This window comes from Rheinheimera faecalis (genome assembly GCF_021290965.1).
Taxonomy (GTDB): Bacteria; Pseudomonadota; Gammaproteobacteria; order Enterobacterales; family Alteromonadaceae; genus Pararheinheimera; species Pararheinheimera faecalis.
In genome coordinates, this window is sequence record NZ_JAJOYT010000006.1 from 1 (window position 1) to 25,558 (window position 25,558).

Consider the following 25,558-nt stretch of genomic DNA (forward strand, 5'->3'; position numbering starts at 1 on the left):
AAATGAAGAGCCTGTTACACTTCTTTTTGTGCGTATTTCTGTCGTTTTGTGCAGTGGCTGAGCCACAACCTTCGCAGCAGGACAGTAACGCCTCTTCAGGTTGCGCTGTGATAACAGGAGAGAGCTTTGACACAGCAAAAGCCGAAAAGCTGTTTAATCAGTTGGAAGGGGATACAACAAAAGATTTGAGAGGGGTTGTGGTCAGCCGCCATGGTTGTATTACAGCCGAGCGCTACTTTAATGGTGACGGGCCAGAGTCGCTGCGGGATATTCGTTCTGCCGCCAAAAGCATCACCGCCATATTAGTGGGCATTGCGATTGAACAGCGCCTGCTGCCGGGAGTTGACGCACCAGTTGCTAAGTTTCTGCCTACAGGTGTGCCAGCCCCACAACAACAGATCAGAATTCGCGACCTTCTTACTATGCGTTCAGGGCTTGATTCAGACGATGACGACGCCAAAAGCTTAGGCAATGAAGATAAGCTTGATGAGAGTTCCGACTGGCTGCATTTTGCATACGCAGTGCCGCTGAAATATGCGCCAGGTCAGCGATACGTCTATTCTTCGCTGAATGCCTTTCTGGCAGGATCTATGGTGGAACATGTCTCGGACATGCCATTGCAGAGCTTCGCACAGCAGCATTTGTTCGGGCCATTGGGTATTAAAGATTTTGCCTGGCGGCGTGGTCCAAAAGGAGAAGGTGTAGGGCAGGGCAATTTGAGTATCAGCGCCCGCGACATGACGAAAATAGGTTCGTTATTGCTGAACAAAGGGCGGATTGACCAGCGTCAAATTCTCACTAGTACTTGGATAGCTCAAGCTCTATCGCCTCTTGTTGATATAGCAAAGTACGACCCGTACGCCGACAGCTATGGCTACATGTGGTACTCGAAGCGATACCAACTCGGCGGACGCTCTATTCTCGTTCACTTTGCTTCTGGTAACGGCGGTAACAAAATTTATGTTGTGCCTCAGTATGATCTTGTAGTTGCCATTACGTCGACGGCTTACGGGCAAGGCTATGGACAGCGACGCTCTGAACAGATTTTGCTGCAACTGCTTGAGGCAACTGCAGCATGATCATTTATTCGAGTCGAAGCTTCTTTTCGGTTTTTTTCAACAAGTTATTCGCCTTTTCGACGGCGTTATGGGGCTGAGTTAGTGGTGTCATCAAGTGGAGAAGATGAGTTGCAAAGAGCTATCAACGAGAAAGTTAAAATTCGGGATTATGATCCTCAATGGCCATCTCTATTTGAGGCGGAGCGCCGCCGTTTGCAAAACCTTTGCGGCGATAAGCTGATCGGAATTGAGCACGTAGGCAGTACTGCTGTTCCCGGACTATCAGCGAAGCCAATTATCGACATCATAGCTGCGGTTAATTCGCTTCAGGACGCTGACGAGCTTCTGACTGTATTATGCGTGAACAGTTACACAACATCTGTGGAGTTTAATGCTTCCCTTGTTGACAAACGCTGGCTCATGCGACAACAAAATGGTTGTCGTACTCACCATCTTCACCTTCTTCTGCGGACGAGCGAAGAGTGGTCGAAGAAAGTTCGTTTTCGCGATATCTTGCAGCAAGATCCAGCAGTGCGTCAGGCCTACGTCAGGTTAAAGTATCAATTAGCAAACGAACTTAGTTGTGATCGGGAAGCCTATACGGATGCAAAAAGCGAGTTTATTCAAGCTGTTCTGTGTGCTGGATAACAATAAATTCTGGGCTACAGGTTGTGTAACACAGGTAAACGTTAATTATCCCTCGAAAACCGTATTGATGGTCTTGTAAGTTACATCTGGAAAAAGGAGTTTATTGTGGCTAGTTCTACAGCTGTTGCTTTAGTCGGGTTTATCTTATGGACGTTGTTTTTACTTATTGTTATGGAAGTGATGCGCACCTGGCTGGTTTTGGTGAAGAAGTTTCCGGCAAACGAGTTCAAAACAGATAATTCCAATCTCGGGCCATTTTTGCAAAGATTGGCCCGTGCTCATGCGAATTGTCTTGAGGGGTTGCCGGTTTTTGGAGGGCTATTCATCATTGCCTTGATTACGGATCAGACTTCGATCACTGATCCTTTGTGCTATTTATTTTTGGCTGCCCGAATAGCACAATCGTTAGCACATCTTGCCTCGCTCAGTGTTATGGCCGTTAATGTTCGGTTTATGTTTTTTTCCGCTCAGCTGGCAATAGGCGTTTATTGGGCGGTGAAACTAATGTTGGTGCTTATACAGTAAAACCGGCCGCTCAGGCTATTCGCGAGCTAGCCGGGAAGCTGCTTAAAGGTGTTATTCGCTTTTATGGTAGGTTTTATACAATTGTGGATTAGGAGTTATAGATTGAATCATTTTCAGAAAATTATCCTTAGCTCTGTGGCTGTATTTTTGCTTGCATCCTGTGCCGGAATAAAAGAAACGGGCAGAGCAATAGGTCATACCACGAGAGATGTGACAAAAAAAATTGGGCATACTTCAAGGGATGCTGTGAAGGCTATTGGAAAAGAGACAAAAGAAGTTGTAGAAGACATCAAAGATGAAGGCCAATAATAATTAACCTGACAAGCTTATTCTTTACAACTCCATTGGTAATCCCGACCTGCCACTGTTGGTACGTCCAGCAAATAACTATTGGCCAAAGAGAGTTGTGGCAGGGTTTTACTTGTGTGTTTAAGTGGCGTTTTGATCTGTGCCTGTTGGTAGAATGGGTTGGGGTTTTCGTTGTTGTCTGTGGCCTTATGTACTGTAAAAGCCGTAACTTTCGGCAATGGTGAATGGCTACGCAGGCGTAAATTACCCCCTAAGCGTGAGTGAATTTTTAATGTACAAACTTGCCCGTTTTGCCAGCTCATATCCAGTACAAAACCGCCACGCATCATCAGGCCTGTCACTGCGCCATTGGGCCATTCTTGTGGCAAAGCTGGCAGCAGATGCACAGCGCCGTCATGACTTTGCGCCAGCATTTCTGCCATGCCAGAAGTAAAGCCAAAATTGCCGTCAATCTGAAAAGGTGGATGGGCATCAAACATATTGGGATAAGTGCCGCCGCTTTCGGATATCTTGCCATCAGAATTCAGCGCAGGTTTGATTTGGTCGCGCATTAATTTAAAAGCACGATCGCCATCCAGCAGGCGGGCCCACAAATTGATTTTCCAGTTCATCGACCAGCCTGTGGACGGGTCGCCGCGCTGCTCCATCGTCACTTTGGCTGCACTGAATAATTCAGGTGAGCGCAAAGGCGATATCTGATTGCTGGGATAGAGCCCATACAAATGCGAAACATGACGGTGTTTGTCTTGTGGATCGTCCCAGTCCTGCAGCCATTCCTGCAACTGATGATATTTACCTATTTGCATAGGAGGCAAGCGGGACAGTATGTTCTGCCAGGCGGGGATCTGGTTTTTATCTTCCTCCAGAATAGTTGCGGCAGCTATGGTATTGGAAAATAAGTCAAATAACAGCTGGTTATCCATAGTCACGCCAGCGGCGATTTTAGTACCAGTTGCTGTAGGAACATTTTCCGGTGACATGGAAGGGGACACAATCAGCCATTGTTTATCCGGTGACTCAATTAAAAAATCTTCAAAAAACTGTACTGCAGCTTTCATTACAGGGTAGACCTCAGCCAGGCGTTACTGGTGGGCCAGGAACCCCAACTGTGATCCACACCACCCGTGATACGCCAGATATCTGTGTTGTGATGTGCCATCCAGCCGTGGGCGCCGTACATGGTTTTGGCGCTTTGCTGTCCTGTGACTGCGAGCTCTTTGATCATCTGGATAAAAGGTTGATGGAGCTCCGTCAGTTGTGTGACTTCCGCTGGCCAGTAGTTCATTTCTGCATTGATATTTAAGGTGTATTTGCTGTCCCATGGTGGGTCTTGTCTATGATTCCATAAGCCTTGCAAATTGGCGGGTTGACCACCGGGTTGTGAGGAGGAAATCAATAAATAGCGGCCAAACTGAAAATACAGACTGGCAAGTTCCGGGTCGTGCCGCTCTGTAAATAAACGGATACGCCGATCTGTGGGTTCGGCACTAAATTCACCTTTGCCTAAATTTAATGTCACCCGGTCAAAATAGTTTTTATAGAAGTTGCTGTGGGCTGTTTTACGGGCTTCATACTGGTGTTGCTGGAACTGCTGTTGTGCCTTCGCCAGATACTGCTGAGCACTTGATAGCGCATCACCGCTGATATCTTTGTAGTTTATAAAATTGGTCGCCATGGACACCAATAGCACCACCGAATCGGCGTTTTCCACCTGGATCTGATGATCCTTTTGGCTTAGGCTGCCACCACTGTTTTGCACCTGCAGCAGCGACGCCAGTTGCACTTGCCCTTTGATACCTTCGTGATCAGCGGATTGCAGCTGCATCAGCACTGTGCTGGCGTTTTGCTTTGAAAAAGCCGCCTTGGCCGGATGTGACAAATAGGCTTTAAAGCTGAGCTTACCAGGTTTGCTGGCGGTTAATTTCACCACCAGCACCTGATCAACTAATGAAGTGAATACTTCACGGCTATAGATCACCTCTCCAACCTGATAACGGGTGCTGGCCACTGCATTGGCTATATCCAGGTCACGATAATAATTGCGATAGTAGGTATGAACCGGAAACTCCAGCTGCAAGTTGCCGGCGCTTTGATAAGGCATGCCTTGTGGGCCTTGGCTGGTAATGCTTTTAGCTGCCAGAGCTTCGGAGGCGGTATAGTCGCCACTGGCTATTAAGCTGCGGATCTTGGGCAATGATGATAGCGCCGCTGTATTGAGATTGTTATGGGGGCCACCAGCCCAAAAGGTGTTTTCATTTAACTGGATAATTTCGTCTGACGGCTTGCCATACACCATAGCGCCTAAACGGCCATTGCCTAAAGGCAAAGCTTCTTCCCATAAAGTGGCTGGTTGCTGATACCAAAGTTTTGAATCAGTGGCAGCTGGAACAGCGGAAGTGGCGAAAGCGCTGAATAAGCTCAATAAGCAAAGTAAAGAAAATTGCACAGTTTTTGTCATCACCGCATGGCACCCTGAAAGTGAATGTGTTGCAGCCAGGTTCTGATAGTCAGGTTTAACCTTCTGATTTTGATATGTATATAGTTTTTATCGTTAATTTAGTTAAGATTTTTTGTCGCTCTGACCAAGTGTATGCTGCTCTCGCACTCCACAGACCGACAGTCGTTTCTGCCATTCTGTGCCTGCTGCTCTTTGTGCTAAAATGTCGGCGTTTTTTAGCTGAGCGTCTTAATCAGGAGTTGTTGTGTCAGCATTATCATCCTTATACCCACAGCCGTTATGGCAATGGTTTGGTCAAATTTGTGCCATTCCACATCCTTCTAAACACGAGCAAGCCTTAAGCCAGCATATTCAGCACTGGGCGCGTGACAAAGGTTTAGCTGTCATTGAAGACAAAGTGGGTAACCTGATCATTAAAAAGCCGGCAACCCCAGGTTTTGAAAACCGTAAAATAGTGGTGATTCAGGCGCATTTGGATATGGTGCCGCAGAAAAATGCTGACAAAATCCATGACTTCACAACAGATCCTATTGATGCTTATGTCGATGGTGATTGGGTAAAAGCCCGCGGCACAACACTTGGCGCCGACAACGGCATAGGTATGGCGTCGGCTTTGGCTATTTTAGGCAGTGATGATATTCAGCATGGCCCGTTAGAAGTACTGCTGACTGTTGATGAAGAAGCCGGGATGACAGGTGCCTTTGGTGTGGAACCAGGTATGCTGGACGCAGAGATACTGATCAATACCGACTCTGAGCAGGAAGGCGAAATTTACATGGGCTGCGCCGGTGGTGTGGATGCTGAATTTACTGTGCCTGCACAATGGCAGAACACAGCTTCTGGCGTCATAGCTTTTGATTTAAGTTTAACAGGCTTAAAAGGCGGTCACTCAGGTGTGAATATTCACCTGGGACGTGGCAATGCCAATAAACTGCTGGCGCGTTTTTTAGCTGATCATGCAACAGCACTGGAATTAACTATCGCCAGCTTTAGCGGCGGTTCTTTACGTAACGCCATACCTCGTGAAGCCACTGTAAGCTTGACGGTTCCTGCGGCAAAACTGACGCAGTTACAACAGGCTGTGGCAGAGTTTGAAGCCTTGTTGCAGTTTGAATTAGCTGCGGTTGAACCTGCATTAAAACTGGGTCTGGCCGAAGTTGTGACTCCGGGACAAGTGTTAACGGCTGCTACACAACACACTCTGATCCACTTACTTAATCTATGCCCTAACGGCGTGATGCGGATGAGTGATGAAGTAGAAGGTGTAACCGAAACTTCACTCAACATGGGTGTGATCAGCACTAAAGAGCACAGCATTCAGGTGCTTTGCTTAATCCGCTCTTTAATAGACAGCGGCCGTCAGCAGGTCGAAAGCATGTTAAGTTCACTGGCACAGCTGTCAGGCGCTGCGGTGAAATTCAGCGGTGCTTACCCTGGTTGGAAACCTAACCCGGATTCACCAGTGATGGCGATAGTGCGCGATACCTATCAGGATATTTACCACAAAGAGCCAGTGATTATGGTGATCCATGCCGGTTTAGAATGTGGTTTATTTAAAAAACCTTATCCGGATATGGATATGGTATCGATAGGCCCAACTATTCGTTTCCCACATGGACCGGATGAAATGGTGAATATCACTACTGTTGGTCAGTACTGGGAATTATTGCTGGCAGTACTTCAGCGTATCCCTCAGCGCTCTTAACTTAAAACGCGCTTAGTCACACCGCTATACCAGAGCCCCGATATCGGGGCTTTTTTGTGCCCTAAATCCTCATCTTTCTTATTAGAAACTGCCATTTTTTCGCAAGATGAGATGTTTGTAGATCGGAGCTAAAGAGTTTCATGCAGCTATACCTTGGGGATGTAGCAGGAGCCGGTTGAATCCTTGTTTAATAAAGGAAAAAGTCATAGATTAGCTGGGAACTAGTTGTTGGCAACGCGTTTATTCTGTCAAAGGGCTGTACTTATGAATCCGGATAAAGTGATCCGCGAAAAGACAATAAAGCTGACTGACCTGCCAAATATTGGCAAGGCAGGAGCTGCGGATCTGGTTTTACTTGGTATCCACAAGCCAGATGATCTCAAAGGCCGTGATCCCTATCAAATGTACCAGCAGCTTTGTCAGATAACGGCGCAAAAGCATGACCCTTGCGTCATAGATGTATTTATCTCTGTGACCCACTTTATAGAAGGGGATATGCCAAAACCATGGTGGGCTTACACCACAGAGCGCAAAAACAGGCTGGGTGAGTAGTGCAGCTAGTGCTTGCTCCTGGCTTTTTTGACGCATAAAAGCGAGTCTGTTTATCTCCCCCCTAAAAATCGCTTACTTTGCACTAACTATGGTTTAGAACTAAGACTGCACCTCAAGTGTTTCAGCGCTGCTTTGCCGGGTGGTAAAGCCCAACACTTTACATTGGCTTACCCGACCTATAGTTTAGAACCATAAGACAGCCAGTCAGCGCTGCCTATCAGGGAATACAACGTGAGTTTGCAAGTGTTTGATTTTGAAATTTGTTTATCTAAAACCGAAACTATTCTGAGTGCTTTAGCCGTAGTAGAAAACCAGAGTGAATGGAAACGAAAAGGAGCTTGGTTGTGTTAACTGAACGTTTTAGGTTTCTCTTGAACAGGTTTCGTGATCGGCTTTGGGTAAAACCTTTGGCAGTTTGCTTGCTCTCTATAGCAGTCGCCTTTGTCGCAAAATTTGCCGATGGCACTGGTATGGCAAAATTTACACCGCAGATATCGCTCGATTCGATAGAAGCACTACTCTCTATTATGGCGTCCAGTATGCTGGTGATCGCCACTTTTTCTGTGTCCTCTATGGTGTCTGCTTATGCGTCTGCTGCTAACACTGCCACTCCGCGTTCATTCATTTTGGTGGTTTCTGACGATGCATCTCAAAATGCACTGTCCACTTTTGTTGGGGCGTTTATCTTCAGTATCGTAGCCATCACAGCGGTTAAGAATGAGTATTTTGAGAAAGCAGGGCTTTTTATTCTCTTTGTTTTGACTGTATTTATATTTGGTTTGGTGGTGGTGACCTTTGTGCGCTGGGTTGATCGTATTGCGCGCCTTGGGCGCATGGGCACAACAATTGAAAAAGTTGAACATGCCACAGCTGCTGCTTTGAGACGGCGATTGAATGCACCGAATCTTTGTGGGGTTCCTGTGCGTTCGAACCTTGAAGGCCTGGCGGTATACGCTGCGAATGTAGGATATGTCCAATACATAGATATGGCCGCACTTCAGATATGGGCAGAACAGAGTAAAGTGCGGGTGGTGGTGGCTGCTTTGCCTGGTTCTTTCGCTGCGCCCAACAACATATTAGCTTATGTGATAGCGGATTCGGCTGAGCGAACCGATATTGACTCTACTGCTGTCGCTTTAGCTTTTCAGATAGGTGGAGCTCGTCTTTTTGACGATGATCCGCGTTTTGGTTTGGTGGTGTTGTCGGAAATAGCGGGGCGCGCTTTATCGCCCGCAGTTAACGACCCTGGCACTGCTATTTGCGTTGTTGGAACACTGGTACGGCTTTTTACGCTATGGAGCGAACCTGAGCCGGTTGGTGGAAAACAGGCTCCTAAATATGATCGCGTCGAAGTACCAGAGCTCTCAGCGCGGGATATGTTCGATGATGCCTTTACGGCAATTGCCAGAGATGGGGCCGGAGTTGTTGAGGTTGCGGTGAGGTTACAAAAAGCGCTTGGCGCACTGGCAGCAAGTGGCAATGCGGATTTACGGGAAGCTGCTGAGTACCATAGTCGTTTAGCGTTTAAGCGCTCACAAAATGCGCTGAGTATATCCGAAGACTTAGAGGCTGTTGCAAAGGCTGGCAATTTCAAAACTAAGCACGCTGAATCAGTTAGTTCTTCAGATGGAAAACAACAATAACGTGCACTGAAATTCAGTGCATTTCGCAACTGTGCTGAGCATTGATCTGCCTATGAATGATGATTACAAAAAAAGTGGATATCTCGTTCTCAAAAGCTTTTTCAGCGAGACTGAGCTTTATGCACTGCGGCAAGTCGTTGCGCATTTCCATAAGGAGTGGAAGCTGCAGAATGCACAATTTTACGCTGAGAGCGCTATAAACTCAGCTTATCTGACCGCCAAAAAATATTTAAAGGATCCAGAAAGGGAATATCTGTTCAGGTTTATCGGCTCAGCGAAGCTGATGACTATAGTCACTTCCATCATGGGTGAACGTCCGGCCTTTATGAATACTCAGTTGTTTTTTGACCCAGTGAATAAAGCGCAGCGAAATTACTGGCATAGAGACACCCAATATCATTTGTCTGTTGAACAACAGAAGCAAGCCTTGTCCGGCCCAAAGGTCGTGCATTTTCGTATCCCGTTGTTCGATGAACCAGGTGTGGAGTTAATACCCGGAAGCCACAAACGCTGGGATAGTGAGGAAGAACTCGATGTCCGGTTAGAGCAAAATGGCCGAAAAAATGATGACAGATTATCTTCTGGCGTAGCTGTTCCATTGCATGCTGGCGACCTGCTGATATTTAGTGCGACTATGATCCATAGAGGTATATACGGCAGAGACCGATTATCACTGGATATTTTGTTTTGTGATCCTGTCCCTGAGCTGATGAAATTTGTGGATGACAGCTGCTTGCCTGGCCCGGAAATAATAGAAAAACTCGAAAATGCTGTTGCTTTTGAGTGCGCACTGGCAAGCAAAACGAAAAACAGCTACTAACCCCGGCACGCCTTTGATTGCAGTATCAGGGCTATGCAAATTTGCACTATCAAGGAAGTAAAATGTTATGAATCCGGCAACTATTACCATCAATATTCCTGTTCAGGAACTTGAGCGTGCAGTACATTTTTATACTCAACTAGGCTTTGAACCTCATCCGGTGTTTCGTGGCCCAGACTGCCAGTGCATGATGGTCACCGAGCAAATTCGCATTATGGTTCACCTCGATAGCAGCTTGCAGCTCTTCACACCTAAACCAATAAATGACCCTTCTTTAACTACAGCTGTCGTATTGTGTCTGGACTGCAACAGCAAAGCACAAGTAGACGATCTGGTAGCACGGGCTATTGCTGCAGGTGGATCTGTTTATGATGCTGCGCAGGATTTAGGTTTTGTGTATACACATGGTTTTCTTGATGCCGATGGCAACGCCTGGCGACTGAACTATATGGATCCGAATGTGGTTATGCCTGAATAGTGCTGGTTTTTGCCTTATGCAGAACTTAATAAAGCGACGGATAAGCTTTATAAAAATATCGTATGAGCTGAGCAGATAAAGGACACTTTGTGATAGAGCTACGTGAGCTGAAAAGTGATGACAGGGAATGGCTTGTTCGTTATCTGAACAACGAACAGCTGGTCAGATACCTGGCGTCCAGAATCCCACAGCCCTACAGCTTTGAAGACGCAAGCTGGTGGGTTGAAGTGGGCAGTAAAAAGGGCGCTTTTGTCAGAGCTATCACCTTTAATAATGCATTCTGCGGTGTCATAGGTGTGTACACCAAAGAGGCTGAGTATGCGCATGCCGCAGAACTAGGTTATTGGGTCGCTCAGGAGTATTGGAACAAAGGAATTGCATCCAAAGCTGTGACTGAATTCACCGAACTGGTGTTTGCAATCACTGATATTCAACGTCTTTATGCCGTGGTGTCTGCACCAAATCTGGCTTCTATCCAGGTGATGAATAAAGCCGGTTACAGCTTGGAAGGCATATTGAGGAAGTCGGTGCAGAAGCAGGGGCAATTTTATGATGAGCATCTGTTTGCCAGACTGCGTGTTTAATTCATTGTCGTCTTGACGACCATCGACTCTATTCTTGCTATCGGAAAAACCTTTACCAAAGAGCAACACGCTCCTTGGTAAAGGGACGCATGATTTAGAAAATCAGCGCTATTAAAATGATGATAGGAATTGGGATCCCGATGATCCACAGTAGGACTGAACGCATAATAATCTCCTTTAAATTTAATACACAGGGTGCGATTTAAGCATCGCGTTGACGACCACCAAACACAGCCATCAGACTTGCCACAAAGGCGCCAAGTAGCAGGGCGACCGTCATCCAAAGTGCAGCGTAAGCCGATGCTTTACGGGCTTCATCTGCGGCTTCGCGAGCTGTAGTTTCAGCATTTTTCAGCATAGTTTGCACTCTCTCAAAGCCTTCAGATACACGCTGTTCAGCTTCCTGCTGGCTCAAATCAGTGCGCTGTGCGATAAGCTGAGCTATGTAGCTTTGGTCTTCTTGCGGTAACGAACCCGCGTACAGCGCACGTGCGAATATCCGTGTGACTTCAGCTGTTGGCAGCTGCAAGTTTTCAGAGGACTGTTGGTTTGGTTTAGAGTTTGCCTCAGGAGCAGCTCTGTCAGGCATAGTATCGGGCACAACAGTATTTACTGGAGGAGCTTCTCTACCAGCGAGAATTTGAGGAGCAGGTTCGTTTGCTTGTGGTGTTGCCTGGTCAGCCAGTGGATCTTGCAAAGTAGGCTTGGCTTGCGGTGTTGTGTTGCCAATTGAACTGCCGTTATCTGCGCGGAACAGAGAGTCAATAAAGTAGCCTAACGAGTTGCCTGTTTCATCAGCGTCGGCGCCTCTTGCAGCCATCATAGCTGTTGAACCCGCTGCGGCACCTGCGGCTTTACCAACCACTTCTGCACCTGCGCGGACGCCACTACCAATGCTGCTCATCACCGAAGTCAGGATCACCGCTGTTAACAGCGATGCGATAGCCCAGGTCAGAAAACCGTGGGCTGTGTCGCGGAAATACACTTCATCTGTATGTGCATCCATCCATTTGGTACGCAGCCGGCCAGCCAGATAACCGCCAACGCCTGATGCTACAAGCTGAGTAAAACTCAACCATGCTATAGCCGCAACACCAAAGGTAGTGGCGCTGATGCCTTCCATACGCCACGGCGATACAGCGGAGAAACCCAGCCCTGTGCCGAGGATCATCAGTAGCAACGACAAGGCGGCAGCGCCTGCCGCTCCGGCTAAGATAGCAGCCCATGATACAGCGCTGTTTGCGCAGGGGGCATCCATGGTACTTATTGGAATCCGGCGTTCTATCACCGGATCTAAACCCAGATTAACATTTGACATAGTGTTCTCCATTGCTGTGATCGATCAATAAGATAAAAGAGTTATTTGGAGCTTTGGCACTGCTGTTGCAGCTGTTGTTTCTCTGTGCTGAGCTGATATTCATGAGCGTCCGGACTCCAGCATCTCATCGCGCTTGAACTCGGCCCGCGCTGCACCTATGGCGGTTTCAACCTTTTTTACTTCCTCGGGCGGTGGCAAAACAGCAGGTAAGCCCAATGATTCAATCCACAATTCGCGCAGGAATCCTTTGGTGTGATAAAGGTGATGGTGTTCGTCCTGCTCAACTAATTGGTAAGCAGCCAGAAGTGCACTGGTTTCCTCACCCAGGCCGTGTTCAGCCACATGCCCAATCAACTCCCAGTTCTGATGATCTTTGGTTTCAGCTAACACCACGCATTCACCAGCTACTAGCTGCGCTGCTATGGCGTTACCCCGCGCCTTGGCCATCAGCATCGCCTTCACCAGCGAATCGCCGATATGAGCCACTACTTCACGACCAGGGGTCATGGTGTCTGGGTCCAGACCCAGCTCGCCAAATACATCCACCAGCACCTGTTCGTGTGTGCGAGTTTGCTCGAAATATTCTTGCCATTCAGTTTTCAAATCTTCGTTCAGCACACAAGACAGCGCTGTTTCGTAAATCCTCAAACCACCACGTTCCGTCTCCAGCGACTGATACAACAACTCATGCAGTTGTTTTTTGTTGTAAGCCTTCTTTTTCATCACTATTTCCTTTTTGGTGCCAGCATTAATCAATGGCAGGCAGCTTGCGCTGATCGCGCTGTTTCATTGGGTTGCCAGGGCGCGGGATGGATGGCGATGGGCAGCAATTGCATCAATAAAAGCAGTGATTACCCCAACAGTGTTCGCGCTATCCGCCAGCAAAATACCTTGGTCTTCAGCCATACCTGGGCCAACACCAGCCATTTCCAGAAGTTCGCGGCCATCACCCAAAGCGAGAATGGTTTTGCAGTGCTGATAAGTGTTTTTTATAAAGTCAGCCGTATGTGCATTGCCTGCGAGTGCCATCACCGCTTTATTGCCATCGGGCAACACCAGCGCATCAAACAGCACCGCCGGAGAGTTCTCCATCGACTTGTCTGCTTCAATGTTTTCACCCGAGGAGCTGGTAAAAATACCGATGCGGGGCCCGACGAAATGCACCACAGCTCCGGCTTCTGCCAGAGCGCGATAAAGGCTTGCGATAGAGGCATGGTGTACGCCTTCTTCAACCAGCACAGCAATCTGTCGGGTGCGGATACCACATTCACCGGGTAACGCCATCATGGATAAGGCGACTGATTTAGTGACTTCAGGTTGTTGTGGCTCAAGGATGGCTTTGGGCATAGCATCTGGTACCGCCATACCTAAACCTGCTGCAACATCTGCGGCCAGCTCAGCTGATACATTCATCAGCGATGACAACATGCGCCTGCGTATAGCCGGAACTGCGACTTTACTGAGCTCAAAGCGGAATGCATCGGTAATATGGGCCTTTTCGACAGCCGTCTGACTATTGAGAAATAAGGTCGCTTGCTGATAATGCTCGGCGAATTTTTGTGCTTTGCCACGGACTTTGTCTTCAGTCATTCTCTGTGGGAAGGATACAAATCCGCCCGGACTGGCCCCGGTCTGAAAAAGACAGCCACCGGCCAGTGAGTTCGGCTCATAAGCTACCCGGCCGCGATTTATAGCCTGACGATGCATGCCGTCGCGTTGATTGTTCTGTACCGAGGCCAGCGGCGAGTTGATGGGTATTTCATGAAAATTGGCACCACCGAGTCTGGTGATTTGTGTATCCACATAAGAATGGATCCGACCTGCGAGCAGCGGATCGTTAGAGAAGTCGATACCGGGAATAATATGGGCTGTACAAAAGGCGACCTGCTCGGTTTCGGCAAAGAAGTTGTCGGGGTTGCGATTAAGCACCATACGCCCAACAGGCAAAACAGGCACCAACTCTTCCGGTATCAGCTTAGTGGCATCCAGCACGTCAAAGCTAAAACCATCAGCTTGTTGTTCGGTGAATAGCTGCAGTCCAAGCTCCCATTCCGGAAACTCACCTGATTCGATAGCTTCCCACAAATCACGGCGATGAAAATCAGGGTCTGCACCGGATATTTTCACCGCTTCATCCCACAGCAGGGCATGGGTGCCTTGCAATGGTTTCCAGTGAAACTTACAGAATACAGACTCACCTTGCTCGTTGATTAAACGAAAGGTATGGACGCCAAAACCTTGCATCATCCGGTAGCTACGGGGGATAGCGCGGTCCGACATCAGCCACATCAACATATGAGTCGATTCAGGCATCAAAGAGACAAAATCCCAGAAAGTGTCATGGGCCGATGCCGCCTGAGGCATACCATGGTGAGGTTCAGGTTTGACGGCATGCACCAGATCAGGAAACTTCATCGCGTCCTGTATAAAAAACACCGGCATGTTATTACCCACCAAATCCCAGTTGCCCTGGTCGGTATAAAACTTCACGGCAAAACCACGTACGTCACGGGCTGTATCTTTTGAACCCCGTTCACCTGCTACGGTAGAAAAGCGCACAAACACAGGGGTGATTTTACTTTGTTCGGCAAAAGGTGCTGCGCTGGTGTATTGGGTTAAAGCGTCATAGGCTTTGAAGTAGCCATGTGCACCTGAGCCGCGGGCATGAACTATGCGCTCAGGGATCCGCTCGTGATCAAAATGGGTGATTTTTTCCCGCAGGATAAAATCTTCGAGTAAAGTTGGCCCACGTAAACCTGCTTTCAGGCTGTTCTGATTGTCGCTGATCTGAACGCCTTGGTTGGTAGTTAAAGGCCTTGCGCTTGCATCCACCCGCACCCGATTCAGTGACGCAACTGTTGGGTTTGTTCCCGGACGCACAGCACTGCCAGTTTTTGCAGTGCCAGTATCTTCGGTGGCCGTACTTGCCGTTAGTGCGATAGAAGGCAGCTCTACTGTTATTCCTGCTATAGGTGCTATGGCGTTGTCGTAACCATACTCAAGCGCTTTAGTGCTGTTGTAAGGCATTGCCGCGACCAGATTTTCGCTGGCTTTGGCTTGCTCTGCCACTATGTCGTTTGTTTTGAGCGCAGGGCTGTTGCCTTGTGCTGCTGTTACAGAGGAATCGTCTTTGCCTTTTTTTCGCGACGATTGATCTGGGTTTTTGTTGCTAGCCATAAGTGTTCTCCGCTGAGGTGGGGACTATTGAAGATAGAAATTCAAACCACCTGCCTGTATCGATTCTTATGCCGCAGAGATACTAAGTCTGTTCGATAACGAACTCTCTCCCTGCAATGAGGCTGTGTCCCTTACCTAGCCTGCCTGTTCCTTTTTTACTTTGAGTGTGACAACGCACCGACCTGGCAACACGGCTCCTTCAGTCTTAAGCGACTGTGCAGTGCATCTGAGCAAAACAGCGATTTCTCATTATGTTTTTTCATCTACAAGCGGAGCCCTATGGAACTGATGCCTGATCTGGAGTGGAATATGGTGTTACTGCATATTCGCGACTTAGCGTTCGCCTTTATCCTGGCGCTGCCGATTGGTTGGGACAGGGAAAAAAGTGAGCGCACCGCAGGCCTTCGCACTTTTCCGCTGGTGGCTGTTGCGGCATGTGGTTATATGTTGGTTGGTATGGATGTGTTGGGGTCTACCAATGACGAATCACGAGTGATGCAGGGCATTATTGCCGGCATAGGTTTTATTGGTGGTGGTGCTATTTTAAAAAATGAAGTCAAAGGTGGAGGGTCTGTTTCTGGTACTGCAACTGCAGCCAGTTTGTGGTTAACCGGGGCCATTGGCATATCCGTCGCCACAGGCCGGCTTGAAATTGCGCTGGTGCTCAGTGCTCTAACGTTTTTTACCCTGCGGCTACTTACGCCAGCCAAAGTGCTGCTTGGGACTCCAGAGAGTGATACACAAGATCAGCAGCGTTGAGGCTTGACTACCTTCAGTGACTTTTCGTCTTGCGCCGGGTTAGGGGGGAATGGTGGATTTAAAAAGTGGCTATCCGTATTGGGCCGTCAAAAATGGTTTGCTTTATGCCTTTCCGCAATTGGATACCAATTTGAGTTGCGATGTGGTGGTCATTGGAGCTGGCATCACAGGTGCACTGATTGCCGATGAACTGGCCACACATGGGCATGATGTTGTGGTGCTGGATCAGCGGGATATCTGCTGGGGCAGCACATCGGCCAGCACCGCTTTATTGCAATATGAAATCGATGCCCATGCCACAGAAATAGCAAAGCGCTACGACCAGGCTGCAGCGCTTTTGGCTTATCAATCCAGCCTCCATGCTATTGAGCAAGTGGGGGCTTTGGCTCATCAGCTTGGCGATGTTGATTTTGCCAACTGCGAAAGCCTGTATTACGCCAGTCATCGGGTTGATCACCAGGATTTAGCGGATGAATTTGCCTGGCGCAAACAGCATGGTTTCCCGGTTCGCTGGCTCAGCCGCGCAGCGCTGAAGAATGAGTACCAACTAACAGCGCCTGCGGCCATTCTGAGCACCATAGCAGCGCGGGTTGATCCCTATCGACTAGCTTCAAAACTGCTGTACAGAATGCAGCAACGGGGGGCGCTTGTGTTTGACCGCACTGCGGTAACCAGCATCAAGGCTACCGGGCATTCGGTACAACTGAAGACAGACAAAGGCATGTTGATTAAAGCAAAGCATCTGGTGATGGCTAGCGGTTATGAAGCACAGTGCTGGTTAAGTCAGAAGGTTGCGCAAAATCGCAGTAGCTTTGCTTATATCACAGACCCAGTTGCACCTTCTGAGCTTGGCTGGTTGGCCACTACTATGTTGTGGGAGTCTTCACGACCTTATATCTATATGCGCAGCACCGGGGATGGACGATTGTTGGTGGGTGGTGAAGACGAAGGCCGGGATATACCGGCGCGAAGAGACTGTTTAGTCGACCGTAAAGCTGCGACTTTACAGCGTAAAGTGGCCCGTCTATTTCCCAAACTTCAGGCAAAACCAGCCTTTGCCTGGGCGGGCACCTTTGCTGAAACCAAAGACGGACTGCCCCTTTTTGGCCAACATTCGCAGTATGGACCAAGGGTGCTGTTCGCTTTAGCTTATGGTGGCAACGGCATTACCTACAGTATGCTGGGTGCTGGCTTATTGCGTGCACAAATCGAGCGACGGCCGCATCCGTTAACGGAGTTATTCTCTTTTGCACGATTGGGCTATGGCTAAGTGATCAGTGACAATTCGGGTTTTAAAGGGGCAAAACACAGATGGATACGGATAGCTAAAACTCGATTCGAAGCATAAAGTCAGGTATCTTCAGATAGGTATAAAACAGGGAGTGTTGAATACCATGCAGTTGCCAACAAAAAGTGAATTGAGCAGTTGCTGCGTCTTGCTGATGTTCGGAATTCTGATGCTGTGGTTTGTTCCGCATGGCTCGCACATCGGCTGGTATGCGATAGTGCTTGGCATTACTTTTGGTTTATTTCCGGGACCCCAGCTAAAAGCGAGATTTGAGCAGAGTGATGAAAAGTCAGCACAGTGGCAGCAAATTTCAACAGCTGAACGGGAAAAGTATTTCAGCTGGTGGACATCGCCATTCCCCTGGGGATTGGCCGCTTTTATCCTCGTCATTGTTTATGCGCTTAGCGTATGAAAAGTTTTTTACAGTAAGTAGCAACAGGAATATTTATTTTGATTGGAAGACTGCTCGATAAATTAGTGTTTGGTGTAGCGCTTATTGTAGCGCTGCAGATGCCGTTGCTGGTTGATCATTACCATCAGTATTTATCTGGCTGGTACAAAGCCACCCAATGGCAGGTGGATGGTTATGAAGCGACAGCGAAAACTCATCAGTTTGCTAACGCTCAGGTCATGATAGAGAACCATCTGAAAAACGCTGAGCCCAGCGTGCGCACAGATGCAGAGCAAAAACTGGCGACAGTGGAGTTGCTGGCCGATCTCCGCCTTGGTATGGATACCTTTGCCACCGGCAACTTGTTGGAAAAAATGCTGTTTATGCTGCATCCCGACAGAATTCACGTGTTGAAAGATGTAACGCAGAATTTCAAACTGGGCATACCTCTGAATCCAAGTGGTTTGGCTTTTGCTGTGGTATTTGCTCTGCTGTTGAATTTTCTGATCATGCTGCCATTCAGATTCTTTGGCAGGAGAAGCGCTTATTCGCAGCGCTGATGGCGTAACACGCCATCAGACTTCAATCCCGGTGCGGCGACTTTGTCGTTAGACTAAAGGCTTATCAAGGAGAGATTCAGTGGCAACTATCCGTACTGGCAATAAAAGCGTTTTACTGGTGGTCGATCTTCAGGTTGGCGTTGTCAAAGATGCCTGGGATATTCAGCGTATTGTGAAGAATGTTAAGCATGCAGTCGACAGTGCGCGCCAGCATAAGGTGCCTGTTATTTGGGTCCAGCACTCGGACGAGCAGTTGCAGTCCGGCAGCCCACAATGGCAATGGGTACCGGAACTTATTCCATTACAAGATGAACTACAAATCCATAAACATTTCCACTCGTCTTTCGAACAAACCAGTTTGGATCAGAATCTGGCCACTATGGGAGCTAGTCATATTATCCTGGCTGGTGCTGCCACGAATTGGTGTATCCGCTCGACCGCCTATGCTGCATTGGAGCGTGGCTACGACCTGACGCTGGTCAGTGACTGCCATACCACAGAAGATATGCTGCTCTCTGATGGCTCCCGTATTGAGGCTTCCTGCATTATTCTGGAACTTAACGTTGCAATGACCTGGCTCAATTATCCGGGGCGAAACAACAAAGCTGTCAGTGCCAAAGAGTTAAGTTTTGAGCATATAGCCTGAGCTTTATCTTCAGGCTTGCAGCTTTTCTTTTGCCTAACCTTATGATTTAGTTATTCATAATCAGCACTTTTTTGTATAAGGTGAATTGCCGTGTCCAGAGAATTACTACTTTTACTGCTGGCTGATGCGATTTTGGTCGTGCATGTTCTTTTTGTCTGTTTTGTAGTACTCGGGCTTGTTGCAGTTTATTTGGGCTATTTTCTGAACTGGCTGTGGGTTCGTAATCTTAGTTTCCGGTTACTGCATTTACTCGCTATAGGCATAGTGGTCCTGCAGTCCTGGCTTGGTGTGATCTGCCCATTAACCATTTGGGAGATGGCACTGAGGAAAGAAGCAGGGGCAGGCACTTACGCAGGATCTTTTATTCAGCACTGGTTACATCAGTTGTTGTTTTACACTGCGCCAGAGTGGGTATTTATACTGCTCTACAGCGCTTTTGGGCTATTGGTGTTGGCAAGCTGGTTTTTGGTGCGACCCAAACGACATTTCCGATAGCCGGTTTAGGGTGCTGAGTGAGCTGAAATTATTGATAGAGAAATCGGCTCGCTAGTCAGCATGTTGTGTAAAAGCTAAAGACCCATGACGATTAAAATAAAGGCCCTATTGAAGGAGTTTTAAGTGAAGAAAATTGCGTTCATCAGCTACGGTATTGTCTATTTACTGCTTATTGCGTTCAGTGTCTATGGCAGCATTTTAGTGGGGCAGTTTTCGGTGGCCAATTTAATCAGCACTTTACTTTCAATGCTTTATTTACTGGGATTTTTTGGCTATGCCTTACAAAAGGCTATCTGGAGTGCTGCAGTCTGGCGGCGGTTGTTTTACCTGATATCTATTGCCACCCTGATACAGCTGGTTGCTGCCTTTTGGGCCGAATGGGCCCAATCCATTGAAGTCATGCTGGCGACCCTGCTTAGCCTTCCTGTTATTTATGCCTTGTATCAATATGGCAAAGCCGATAGTGCTATCTGGTTGAATGATAAAGATCATAGAAAAGCAGCTTTACTGGATACCTTGTTGGGTTATGGATCTGTGCTGGTGGTCGAAAAAGAGCACGGAGCAGACAACACAAAGGTCACAGTGTCTAAAGACGCCGACAGCTATTCAGTAAAAATTTCACGTACAAAAAGTGGCAAGGAAGAGTCCTTTGCCAATACATTTAATAATCCAGGCGCTACGGCCGTTTTCATCGAAAAATACACGCTAGTCACTATGAGCGATTTCGAAGAAAAATACGCGCGCTAGGGCTTTTAGATACAATCAGCGAACATGCTGACTCTGGCTGGATAAAACTACTGTGAGCCTTTCAGGCAAATTAATAAAAGGAACTTAGATGAAAAAGTTAGTGTTAGCCTTGGTTAGCTTTATTGCGATTTATCATGCTCAGGTAGCGGCAGATAGCTTTGATTACGATGCCTTTGTGAAGGCTTATTATCAGGCAGAGGTTGTCACTCAGCAACCTGATGCAACCAAAGAGGATTTGGAGCACTACCTGTCTTTTTTGACCGACGACGTAGGTAACCAACACTTGCCAAATGCGCCTGATGATTCACGCGAGCCCGACGGCAAGGCATTGATGCGAAAAGGCATGACTCACTATTTAGGCGCGCATACTGAATACAAATCTGAGCTGATAAGCTATGAGTTTGGTCACAATGTTGTGGCTATTAAACATAAGTTTGCAGCCAAGGGAAAACGAGCTGACGGCTCAGAGTTCAGTTATGCCAAGAGCGCATTGGATGTATTAGAGCTTGAAAATGGCAAAGTATCAGTGATCCGTCGTTATAGTAAGTTGGATGAATAATAGCTATTTTTTAACAACAGACTTTGAATCGCAGAAAACAACAAGGCAGCCCGCTGTTTTCTGCTACGTTTCGGCTATGCTCAATACATAGATGCGGCTTTAGTTTAAGCGGTAGCGCACGGCTAGGCGTTAGAAGACAATAAGAACATATAATGACAAAACAAGAGTTTATAAAGCAGAAAAAACTATTCGATAAAAAATTCGAGCAAAATGATATTTTTTACGCCGTAGCTTTTGTTGCTTTACTTTTATTAAATTGGTTGCTTGTCAGCTATTTTGATGCACTGCTTGAATCCTGGCTTGTGACTTATCTAATCCTGCTTTTTTGTAGCCTATTTATGTCTATCCGATGGATTAAAAAGTTACAACAACGGGAGATCAGCAACTCAGATTTACGTTGTTTTTCTTGTAATGGCCTTCTTATTGGCGATTTGGCCGATCTTGCATTAGCAACAGATCATTGCCCCAAATGTGGTCAACATGCATTTGAAAACCCGTAAAAGAAGAGAGCTATGAGTTTTCCACTAAAAGAGTGCTTTGGCTGAATAATATATAAGCAGCTTCACCTCATTAGTGTGTTATGTTAACTGCTGTTATTCATTTCTTCGCCCTTATCCCGCCCGGGCTTTGTATTTCGATAATGTCTTATTTCAGTCTCTGAACAAACCAACAGGGGGGTTCAGTGGCATCTTCATTCACAACGTCTCCTGTTCTGCCCTTTACCGCAATAACGATCCGCACCGTATTTTGAATTGGTGTTTTGTCAGGTGAAGTTAACCTTGTGTGCGATATCGCACAGAAGTTGTTTTGAGCTACGCAGTATCTTCAGCCGGTTTTAGCCGGATCCTGACCTCCATGCCAATTTACCGAGGGATTATGTCAACAAAACCCAAACCGCATCCACAGCAAAATCATCTGCTGGCGGCGTTAGCACCTGATGTTCAGGCTCGTTTGTTTCCACATCTGGAGTTAGTGCCCTTGCCACTACGTTCTTTGATGTACGAATCTGGCCGCACCATGCGCCATGTGTATTTCCCAACAGACTCTATAGTGTCGTTGCAATACATTATGGAAAACGGTGCGTCCACAGCAATTCTGGTTGTGGGAAATGAGGGCTTGTTAGGTATCTCGTTATTTATGGGAGGTCAGGGCACACCTAGCCGCTCTATAGTACAAAGTGCTGGTCATGCTTATCGTTTGCCACGGCCTATGGTGAAAGACGAATTTAACCGACATGGCCAGTTGCTGCTGTTGATGCTGCGTTATACCCAGGCTCTGATCACACAAGTGGCGCAAACTGCGGTATGCAATAGGCATCATTCGATTGATCAGCAGCTTTGCCGCTGGCTACTGCTGTCTATGGACCGTTTGTCACACAATCAACTGACGATGACGCAGGAATTTATTGGCAATATGCTGGGGGTGCGCCGTGAAGGCGTGACACAAGCTGCATTAAAGCTGCAACAACAAGGTGTGATTTCTTATTCGCGTGGTCTGATTAAGGTGCTGGACAGGGACAAACTCGAAGCCATGAGCTGCGAATGCTATGGAGTGGTAAAAAAAGAAACTGAGTTATTACTGCCTTATCTGCCGCAGCGTCAAGTGATTAAAAATGTGGCTGCAATTCCGGTAGTTACACTGCCAACCCTTTAAGGCTGCGTGCAAGCGTTGTTCTGTGTTTTATCAAGAGGTAGCCATGTCAGCAAAATCGAAAGCGCACGTGAAAAAGGTTACCGTCAAGAGAGTGTCGCTGGATGGTGTACTTAAAAAAAATGAGGAAATTAAAATAGATGTGGCCAGAGCCGCAGGTGAACTTGCCTCGGCTAATCATGTTTTGCGGCAAGAAACTGCTTCAGTTCAGGCGATGAAAACAGCGCTTACACAAAATGTAGATGCCGAAGATATGGTGGCGAAAGCGGCTGATGATCTGAAACGGGTGAATATTAAACTGGCCAATGAAATAGCGGTTCGCATAGGGATTGAATCCGAACTCGATAGCATGAAAACAGATTTAGCCACAGTACGTGACGACTTATTACAAGCTCAGGTAACAGGCCAGCAAGCACAACAGCTTGCGCTGACTGATGTTCTGACTGGTTTGCCAAACCGCGCCTCCTTTGATCAGGCACTGACTCAGGGATTGGCTCAGGCTAAACGTCAGGGCTGGGGACTGGCAGTGATGTTTATTGATGTCGACAAGTTTAAAAATATTAACGACAGCCATGGTCATGATGTCGGCGACAGGGTGCTGCTAACAGTAGCAAACCGGCTAAATTCCTTTATTCGCGATGGGGATATGGTCAGTCGCTGGGGCGGCGATGAATTTGTTTGTCTGTTGCTTGAAGTAAAGCACGAAAACGACGTGCTGCGTCTTGCCAGCAAGTTAGTCCAGCGTGTCGCAGAAGCCGTTGATTTAAGTGGGCAAATACTGCATATAAAAATCAGTATAGGTATTGCGCTTTCGCCGTCTGACGGTGAAACTGCGGCCCTTCTTATCAAACACGCAGATAAGGCTATGTATAAGGCAAAAGGCACAGTGGCGCAGGTGGCGTTGTTCCGGCAGTTGAATGAGCCTGATTAAAGCGATAAACCCAGATTAAAAAGCAGGAAAGATGGATCATTTAACTTTGGAAATCAGCTTTCGTTTTCGTCAGCTCAACAAAATGCAGGTGCTGACATTATGCCGTGAACTCGAAGACGTTTCTTATGCTGAAAACCCGGCAGATGAAGATAATCTGAAACCCCGTAGTTTTGAAGCTTTGGTAGCGCTCACTGCAGCGAATCTAGATGCGATCAACATGTTTTATGTGCGTCAGGGCCTGAATGTCAACCACTGCGATATTTTCGTCAGCGTAAAAGCAGTTGATACAACAAGCTTTGCTCTGCCCCCTATAGTGAATCAAATGTTGAAACATATTGACTGCCCCTTGAGTTTTTCCATAAGGACTTAAATGTTCTGCGCTGAGCTCAATTGCCCTTTATTCTGTTACCTCCACACTAAAAAATATCTGATCTACCTTGTCGAATTTGGACTGCATTGTTCGACTACAGGTTTTAATCAGTAAATTAAAAACAAAGGTGAACAGATGTCTGATACAGAAAAGGTGAAAGGCCCAGCTTCGTATTTTCCTTCTATCGAAAAAAAGTACGGCTTTGCGGTTCAGCACTGGTTTGATTTATTGCAAAACCAGCAGCAACTGAAGCATATGGAAATGGTGGCCTGGCTGAAAGACGAACATGGTATAGGCCATGGTCATGCGAATGCGCTGGTTGCTTATTTCCGCAGCCAGACTCTGGAGTAACAAAACCTTACAGTTTAATACCCTGATTTAAGCTTTTCGCTTTGCTGATTGCTTTTCAGCTGTGATGCAATGGAGTGGATTGCTTTTACTGAAACAGGATGAAATTCAGATGGTTAAACGCAGCGCTTTACTGGCCCTGATACTCTTTACGCCCATTCTGGCGGCCACAGAAGTGGTGACCCAGATTGAAAAAAATACCCAGGGTCAATGGTGGGTCAGGTACAGCACCACCACGCCTGTGCAGCGTATTGTATTTCAGCGTAATCCGGATGATTCAAGGGCAAAGCAATGGATAGCACAATCGGAGCTTTATAAAATTCAGGTCCTGGATGGTGTCGAAACTGTGCTCAGAACCGATGGCCAATCTTTTAACGAGGTGAGTTTCCGCCTTCCTGCTACCTATTCGCCTTTGCCTAAAGAATATGCTGCTTTTTCTCCTTTTTCTGATGGTGGCATGCTGCTGCATTCGGGCCGTTTTTTTGCCTGCGCAGAGCATTGTGGGCCAGAGCTCAACATCTGGACTTTGACGTTAAAAGCGCCTGCTGGAGAAAAAATTATTGTGGCTGGCAAGCTTTATCACAACGAAGTGACCTGGCAAGAGCAGGACAGTGGTTCAAAGGTATATTTGGGGAAAGCACAGCCTTTAGCCGGAGCTGATTTTATCAGTCTGATTGATCCGGCATTACCTCAAGCATTGCAGCAACAAATCAGCAGTCAGTTGCCAGTGCTGATGGCCTGGTTTACAAAACATATGGGCGCACTGGATGTCAGACCTGCGTTATTTGCATCATACAGCAGCACAGAGAATGGCAGTTATGGTCATCAGGGCGGAACCTTGCCTGGACAAATCTTTATGCATTGGTATGGCCGTACTGCAATAAAACAGCTGCAACCTGAGGCTGTGTTCTGGTTTTTTGCACATGAAGTGGCTCATTTGTATCAGCGACAAGCAGGCGCTATTGAACTTGCTCAGGATGCATGGCTCCATGAAGGTGCTGCAGAGTATCTGGCCGGTGTGGCTTCGGCAGAAGTGCAGCAGAATAGGCAGATTTTGCAGGATAAATTGACAGAGGCAGGCAAAGATTGTGTGGCGGGTCTGGAAAAAGAGCATAACTACGCCAAAGCAGCCGCAGCCAATTCACAACTGCATTACAGCTGTGGTTTGTTACTGAACCATGCTATCAATATGCAGCTGCAAAAGGCTAAACAGCCAATCAGTCTCTTCAGACTATGGTCGTTGTTTAACACCACAGTGCAGGCTGGGCAAAGTCCACAAGCCTCTGTTTTTCTTGATGTACTTCAACCTTATGTGACGAAAGACTTTTGGTTACAGCTCAGTGCTTTCAGTAGTCAGGATAACTTTGATGCACATGCATTTATGCAGCAGTTGCAGGCGGAAAATCAGCGCTCATTGTGAAAAGCAGGGGACCAGCTCTGTTTTTATGACTGCAAGGCAGGTTGGTGCGATTTATTAGATATAAACAAGAATAGTTCTTAATTGCTTTGCAATTGAGAGCTATTTTCATTTAAAATTCT

At 47.2% G+C, this 25,558-nt stretch carries 28 protein-coding genes and 1 pseudogene; 24 read left to right on the top strand and 5 right to left on the bottom strand.

Annotated features, from left to right (window positions below; translation table 11 throughout):
* The 4 genes from LSG34_RS11960 to LSG34_RS11975 all read left to right on the top strand — a co-directional run.
* The coding region (locus LSG34_RS11960) for a serine hydrolase domain-containing protein (protein ID WP_233009333.1) at positions 1-1,079 on the top strand (1,079 nt) is incomplete at its 5' end.
* 108 nt (positions 1,080-1,187) lie between these two features.
* A complete protein-coding gene (locus LSG34_RS11965; protein WP_233009334.1) occupies positions 1,188-1,706 on the top strand; it encodes a GrpB family protein in 519 nt (172 codons plus the stop codon).
* 105 nt (positions 1,707-1,811) lie between these two features.
* Positions 1,812-2,231 carry an MAPEG family protein gene (locus tag LSG34_RS11970; RefSeq protein WP_233009335.1) on the top strand — a complete coding sequence of 140 codons (420 nt, stop codon included), beginning with the start codon at positions 1,812-1,814 and terminating at the stop codon, positions 2,229-2,231.
* A gap of 102 nt (positions 2,232-2,333) precedes the next feature.
* Positions 2,334-2,540, top strand: a complete 207-nt coding sequence (locus LSG34_RS11975; RefSeq protein WP_233009336.1) for a hypothetical protein — start codon at positions 2,334-2,336, stop codon at positions 2,538-2,540.
* A gap of 17 nt (positions 2,541-2,557) precedes the next feature.
* On the opposite strand, the gene LSG34_RS20905 is transcribed toward LSG34_RS11975, so the two are convergent.
* Positions 2,558-3,019: a glycoside hydrolase family 95-like protein gene (locus tag LSG34_RS20905; protein WP_408636169.1), complete on the bottom strand. Its 462-nt coding sequence runs from the start codon at positions 3,017-3,019 to the stop codon at positions 2,558-2,560.
* Positions 3,008-4,998, bottom strand: a pseudogene (locus LSG34_RS11985) (glycoside hydrolase family 95 protein); the annotation flags it as partial. The pseudogene LSG34_RS11985 and the gene LSG34_RS20905, both read right to left, overlap by 12 nt.
* A gap of 244 nt (positions 4,999-5,242) precedes the next feature.
* Between LSG34_RS11985 and LSG34_RS11990 the strand changes: the two are divergent.
* The 6 genes from LSG34_RS11990 to LSG34_RS12015 all read left to right on the top strand — a co-directional run bounded on the left by LSG34_RS11990 (position 5,243) and on the right by LSG34_RS12015 (position 10,780).
* Positions 5,243-6,703, top strand: a complete 1,461-nt coding sequence (locus LSG34_RS11990; protein ID WP_233009338.1) for an aminoacyl-histidine dipeptidase — start codon at positions 5,243-5,245, stop codon at positions 6,701-6,703.
* A gap of 264 nt (positions 6,704-6,967) precedes the next feature.
* Entirely contained in the window at positions 6,968-7,255 is a 288-nt protein-coding gene (locus LSG34_RS11995) for a helix-hairpin-helix domain-containing protein (RefSeq protein WP_233009339.1), read from the top strand.
* A 344-nt stretch (positions 7,256-7,599) separates the two neighbouring features.
* Positions 7,600-8,898 carry a DUF2254 domain-containing protein gene (locus LSG34_RS12000; RefSeq protein WP_233009340.1) on the top strand — a complete coding sequence of 433 codons (1,299 nt, stop codon included), beginning with the start codon at positions 7,600-7,602 and terminating at the stop codon, positions 8,896-8,898.
* 52 nt (positions 8,899-8,950) lie between these two features.
* Positions 8,951-9,718 carry a phytanoyl-CoA dioxygenase family protein gene (locus LSG34_RS12005; protein ID WP_233009341.1) on the top strand — a complete coding sequence of 256 codons (768 nt, stop codon included), beginning with the start codon at positions 8,951-8,953 and terminating at the stop codon, positions 9,716-9,718.
* Positions 9,719-9,785: 67 nt separating this feature from the next.
* Positions 9,786-10,196 carry a VOC family protein gene (locus LSG34_RS12010; protein ID WP_233009342.1) on the top strand — a complete coding sequence of 137 codons (411 nt, stop codon included), beginning with the start codon at positions 9,786-9,788 and terminating at the stop codon, positions 10,194-10,196.
* Positions 10,197-10,285: 89 nt separating this feature from the next.
* Complete coding sequence (locus LSG34_RS12015) at positions 10,286-10,780, top strand: GNAT family N-acetyltransferase (RefSeq protein ID WP_233009343.1); 495 nt, start codon at positions 10,286-10,288, stop codon at positions 10,778-10,780.
* A gap of 202 nt (positions 10,781-10,982) precedes the next feature.
* Here the strand turns inward: LSG34_RS12015 and LSG34_RS12020 are convergent, their stop codons facing one another.
* From LSG34_RS12020 to LSG34_RS12030, 3 genes are all read right to left on the bottom strand, one after another.
* A complete protein-coding gene (locus tag LSG34_RS12020) occupies positions 10,983-12,098 on the bottom strand; it encodes a hypothetical protein (RefSeq protein ID WP_233009344.1) in 1,116 nt (371 codons plus the stop codon).
* Between the two features lie 99 nt (positions 12,099-12,197).
* The gene (locus LSG34_RS12025; RefSeq protein WP_233009345.1) at positions 12,198-12,821 is read right to left on the bottom strand and encodes a hypothetical protein; all 624 of its coding nucleotides are present in this window, start codon (positions 12,819-12,821) and stop codon (positions 12,198-12,200) included.
* Between the two features lie 63 nt (positions 12,822-12,884).
* Complete coding sequence (locus LSG34_RS12030) at positions 12,885-15,275, bottom strand: catalase (RefSeq protein WP_233009346.1); 2,391 nt, start codon at positions 15,273-15,275, stop codon at positions 12,885-12,887.
* Positions 15,276-15,554: 279 nt separating this feature from the next.
* Here LSG34_RS12030 and LSG34_RS12035 point away from each other — a divergent pair, with 279 nt between their 5' ends.
* The 14 genes from LSG34_RS12035 to LSG34_RS12100 all read left to right on the top strand — a co-directional run bounded on the left by LSG34_RS12035 (position 15,555) and on the right by LSG34_RS12100 (position 25,439).
* The gene (locus LSG34_RS12035; protein WP_233009347.1) at positions 15,555-16,034 is read left to right on the top strand and encodes an MgtC/SapB family protein; all 480 of its coding nucleotides are present in this window, start codon (positions 15,555-15,557) and stop codon (positions 16,032-16,034) included.
* 49 nt (positions 16,035-16,083) lie between these two features.
* Positions 16,084-17,304 (top strand): NAD(P)/FAD-dependent oxidoreductase, encoded by a 1,221-nt coding sequence (locus tag LSG34_RS12040; RefSeq protein ID WP_233009348.1) that lies wholly within the window; start codon positions 16,084-16,086, stop codon positions 17,302-17,304.
* 124 nt (positions 17,305-17,428) lie between these two features.
* Entirely contained in the window at positions 17,429-17,734 is a 306-nt protein-coding gene (locus LSG34_RS12045) for a hypothetical protein (RefSeq protein ID WP_233009349.1), read from the top strand.
* A 38-nt stretch (positions 17,735-17,772) separates the two neighbouring features.
* Positions 17,773-18,273, top strand: a complete 501-nt coding sequence (locus tag LSG34_RS12050; protein ID WP_233009350.1) for a DUF2937 family protein — start codon at positions 17,773-17,775, stop codon at positions 18,271-18,273.
* A 79-nt stretch (positions 18,274-18,352) separates the two neighbouring features.
* Positions 18,353-18,919, top strand: a complete 567-nt coding sequence (locus tag LSG34_RS12055) for a cysteine hydrolase family protein (protein ID WP_233009351.1) — start codon at positions 18,353-18,355, stop codon at positions 18,917-18,919.
* A 90-nt stretch (positions 18,920-19,009) separates the two neighbouring features.
* Entirely contained in the window at positions 19,010-19,414 is a 405-nt protein-coding gene (locus tag LSG34_RS12060; protein ID WP_233009352.1) for a DUF2784 domain-containing protein, read from the top strand.
* Between the two features lie 123 nt (positions 19,415-19,537).
* Positions 19,538-20,161, top strand: a complete 624-nt coding sequence (locus LSG34_RS12065; RefSeq protein ID WP_233009353.1) for a hypothetical protein — start codon at positions 19,538-19,540, stop codon at positions 20,159-20,161.
* 88 nt (positions 20,162-20,249) lie between these two features.
* The gene (locus LSG34_RS12070; RefSeq protein WP_233009354.1) at positions 20,250-20,720 is read left to right on the top strand and encodes a nuclear transport factor 2-like protein; all 471 of its coding nucleotides are present in this window, start codon (positions 20,250-20,252) and stop codon (positions 20,718-20,720) included.
* A 152-nt stretch (positions 20,721-20,872) separates the two neighbouring features.
* Positions 20,873-21,220, top strand: a complete 348-nt coding sequence (locus LSG34_RS12075; RefSeq protein ID WP_233009355.1) for a hypothetical protein — start codon at positions 20,873-20,875, stop codon at positions 21,218-21,220.
* Positions 21,221-21,596: 376 nt separating this feature from the next.
* Positions 21,597-22,373, top strand: coding sequence for a Crp/Fnr family transcriptional regulator (locus LSG34_RS12080; protein ID WP_233009356.1), 777 nt, complete (start codon positions 21,597-21,599; stop codon positions 22,371-22,373).
* 43 nt (positions 22,374-22,416) lie between these two features.
* The gene (locus LSG34_RS12085) at positions 22,417-23,301 is read left to right on the top strand and encodes a diguanylate cyclase domain-containing protein (protein ID WP_233009357.1); all 885 of its coding nucleotides are present in this window, start codon (positions 22,417-22,419) and stop codon (positions 23,299-23,301) included.
* A gap of 31 nt (positions 23,302-23,332) precedes the next feature.
* The gene (locus tag LSG34_RS12090) at positions 23,333-23,671 is read left to right on the top strand and encodes a hypothetical protein (RefSeq protein WP_233009358.1); all 339 of its coding nucleotides are present in this window, start codon (positions 23,333-23,335) and stop codon (positions 23,669-23,671) included.
* A 135-nt stretch (positions 23,672-23,806) separates the two neighbouring features.
* On the top strand, positions 23,807-24,022 hold the full coding sequence (locus tag LSG34_RS12095) for a DUF4287 domain-containing protein (protein ID WP_233009359.1): 216 nt from the start codon (positions 23,807-23,809) through the stop codon (positions 24,020-24,022).
* Positions 24,023-24,131: 109 nt separating this feature from the next.
* The gene (locus tag LSG34_RS12100; RefSeq protein ID WP_233009360.1) at positions 24,132-25,439 is read left to right on the top strand and encodes a hypothetical protein; all 1,308 of its coding nucleotides are present in this window, start codon (positions 24,132-24,134) and stop codon (positions 25,437-25,439) included.
* Positions 25,440-25,558 lie beyond the last annotated feature (119 nt).

Bases quoted from the DNA above. Each gene is read 5' to 3' on its own strand.
- LSG34_RS12080 (WP_233009356.1), top strand. From the start codon at position 21,597: ATGTCAACAAAACCCAAACCGCATCCACAGCAAAATCATCTGCTGGCG.
- LSG34_RS12095 (WP_233009359.1), top strand. From the start codon at position 23,807: ATGTCTGATACAGAAAAGGTGAAAGGCCCAGCTTCGTATTTTCCTTCT.
- LSG34_RS12030 (WP_233009346.1), bottom strand. From the start codon at position 15,275: ATGGCTAGCAACAAAAACCCAGATCAATCGTCGCGAAAAAAAGGCAAA.
- LSG34_RS12005 (WP_233009341.1), top strand. From the start codon at position 8,951: ATGAATGATGATTACAAAAAAAGTGGATATCTCGTTCTCAAAAGCTTT.
- LSG34_RS12075 (WP_233009355.1), top strand. From the start codon at position 20,873: ATGACAAAACAAGAGTTTATAAAGCAGAAAAAACTATTCGATAAAAAA.
- LSG34_RS11995 (WP_233009339.1), top strand. From the start codon at position 6,968: ATGAATCCGGATAAAGTGATCCGCGAAAAGACAATAAAGCTGACTGAC.
- LSG34_RS12040 (WP_233009348.1), top strand. From the start codon at position 16,084: ATGGTGGATTTAAAAAGTGGCTATCCGTATTGGGCCGTCAAAAATGGT.
- LSG34_RS12025 (WP_233009345.1), bottom strand. From the start codon at position 12,821: ATGAAAAAGAAGGCTTACAACAAAAAACAACTGCATGAGTTGTTGTAT.
- LSG34_RS12090 (WP_233009358.1), top strand. From the start codon at position 23,333: ATGGATCATTTAACTTTGGAAATCAGCTTTCGTTTTCGTCAGCTCAAC.
- LSG34_RS12085 (WP_233009357.1), top strand. From the start codon at position 22,417: ATGTCAGCAAAATCGAAAGCGCACGTGAAAAAGGTTACCGTCAAGAGA.
- LSG34_RS12020 (WP_233009344.1), bottom strand. From the start codon at position 12,098: ATGTCAAATGTTAATCTGGGTTTAGATCCGGTGATAGAACGCCGGATT.
- LSG34_RS12010 (WP_233009342.1), top strand. From the start codon at position 9,786: ATGAATCCGGCAACTATTACCATCAATATTCCTGTTCAGGAACTTGAG.
- LSG34_RS12100 (WP_233009360.1), top strand. From the start codon at position 24,132: ATGGTTAAACGCAGCGCTTTACTGGCCCTGATACTCTTTACGCCCATT.
- LSG34_RS20905 (WP_408636169.1), bottom strand. From the start codon at position 3,019: ATGTTTGATGCCCATCCACCTTTTCAGATTGACGGCAATTTTGGCTTT.
- LSG34_RS12045 (WP_233009349.1), top strand. From the start codon at position 17,429: ATGCAGTTGCCAACAAAAAGTGAATTGAGCAGTTGCTGCGTCTTGCTG.
- LSG34_RS12070 (WP_233009354.1), top strand. From the start codon at position 20,250: ATGAAAAAGTTAGTGTTAGCCTTGGTTAGCTTTATTGCGATTTATCAT.
- LSG34_RS12035 (WP_233009347.1), top strand. From the start codon at position 15,555: ATGGAACTGATGCCTGATCTGGAGTGGAATATGGTGTTACTGCATATT.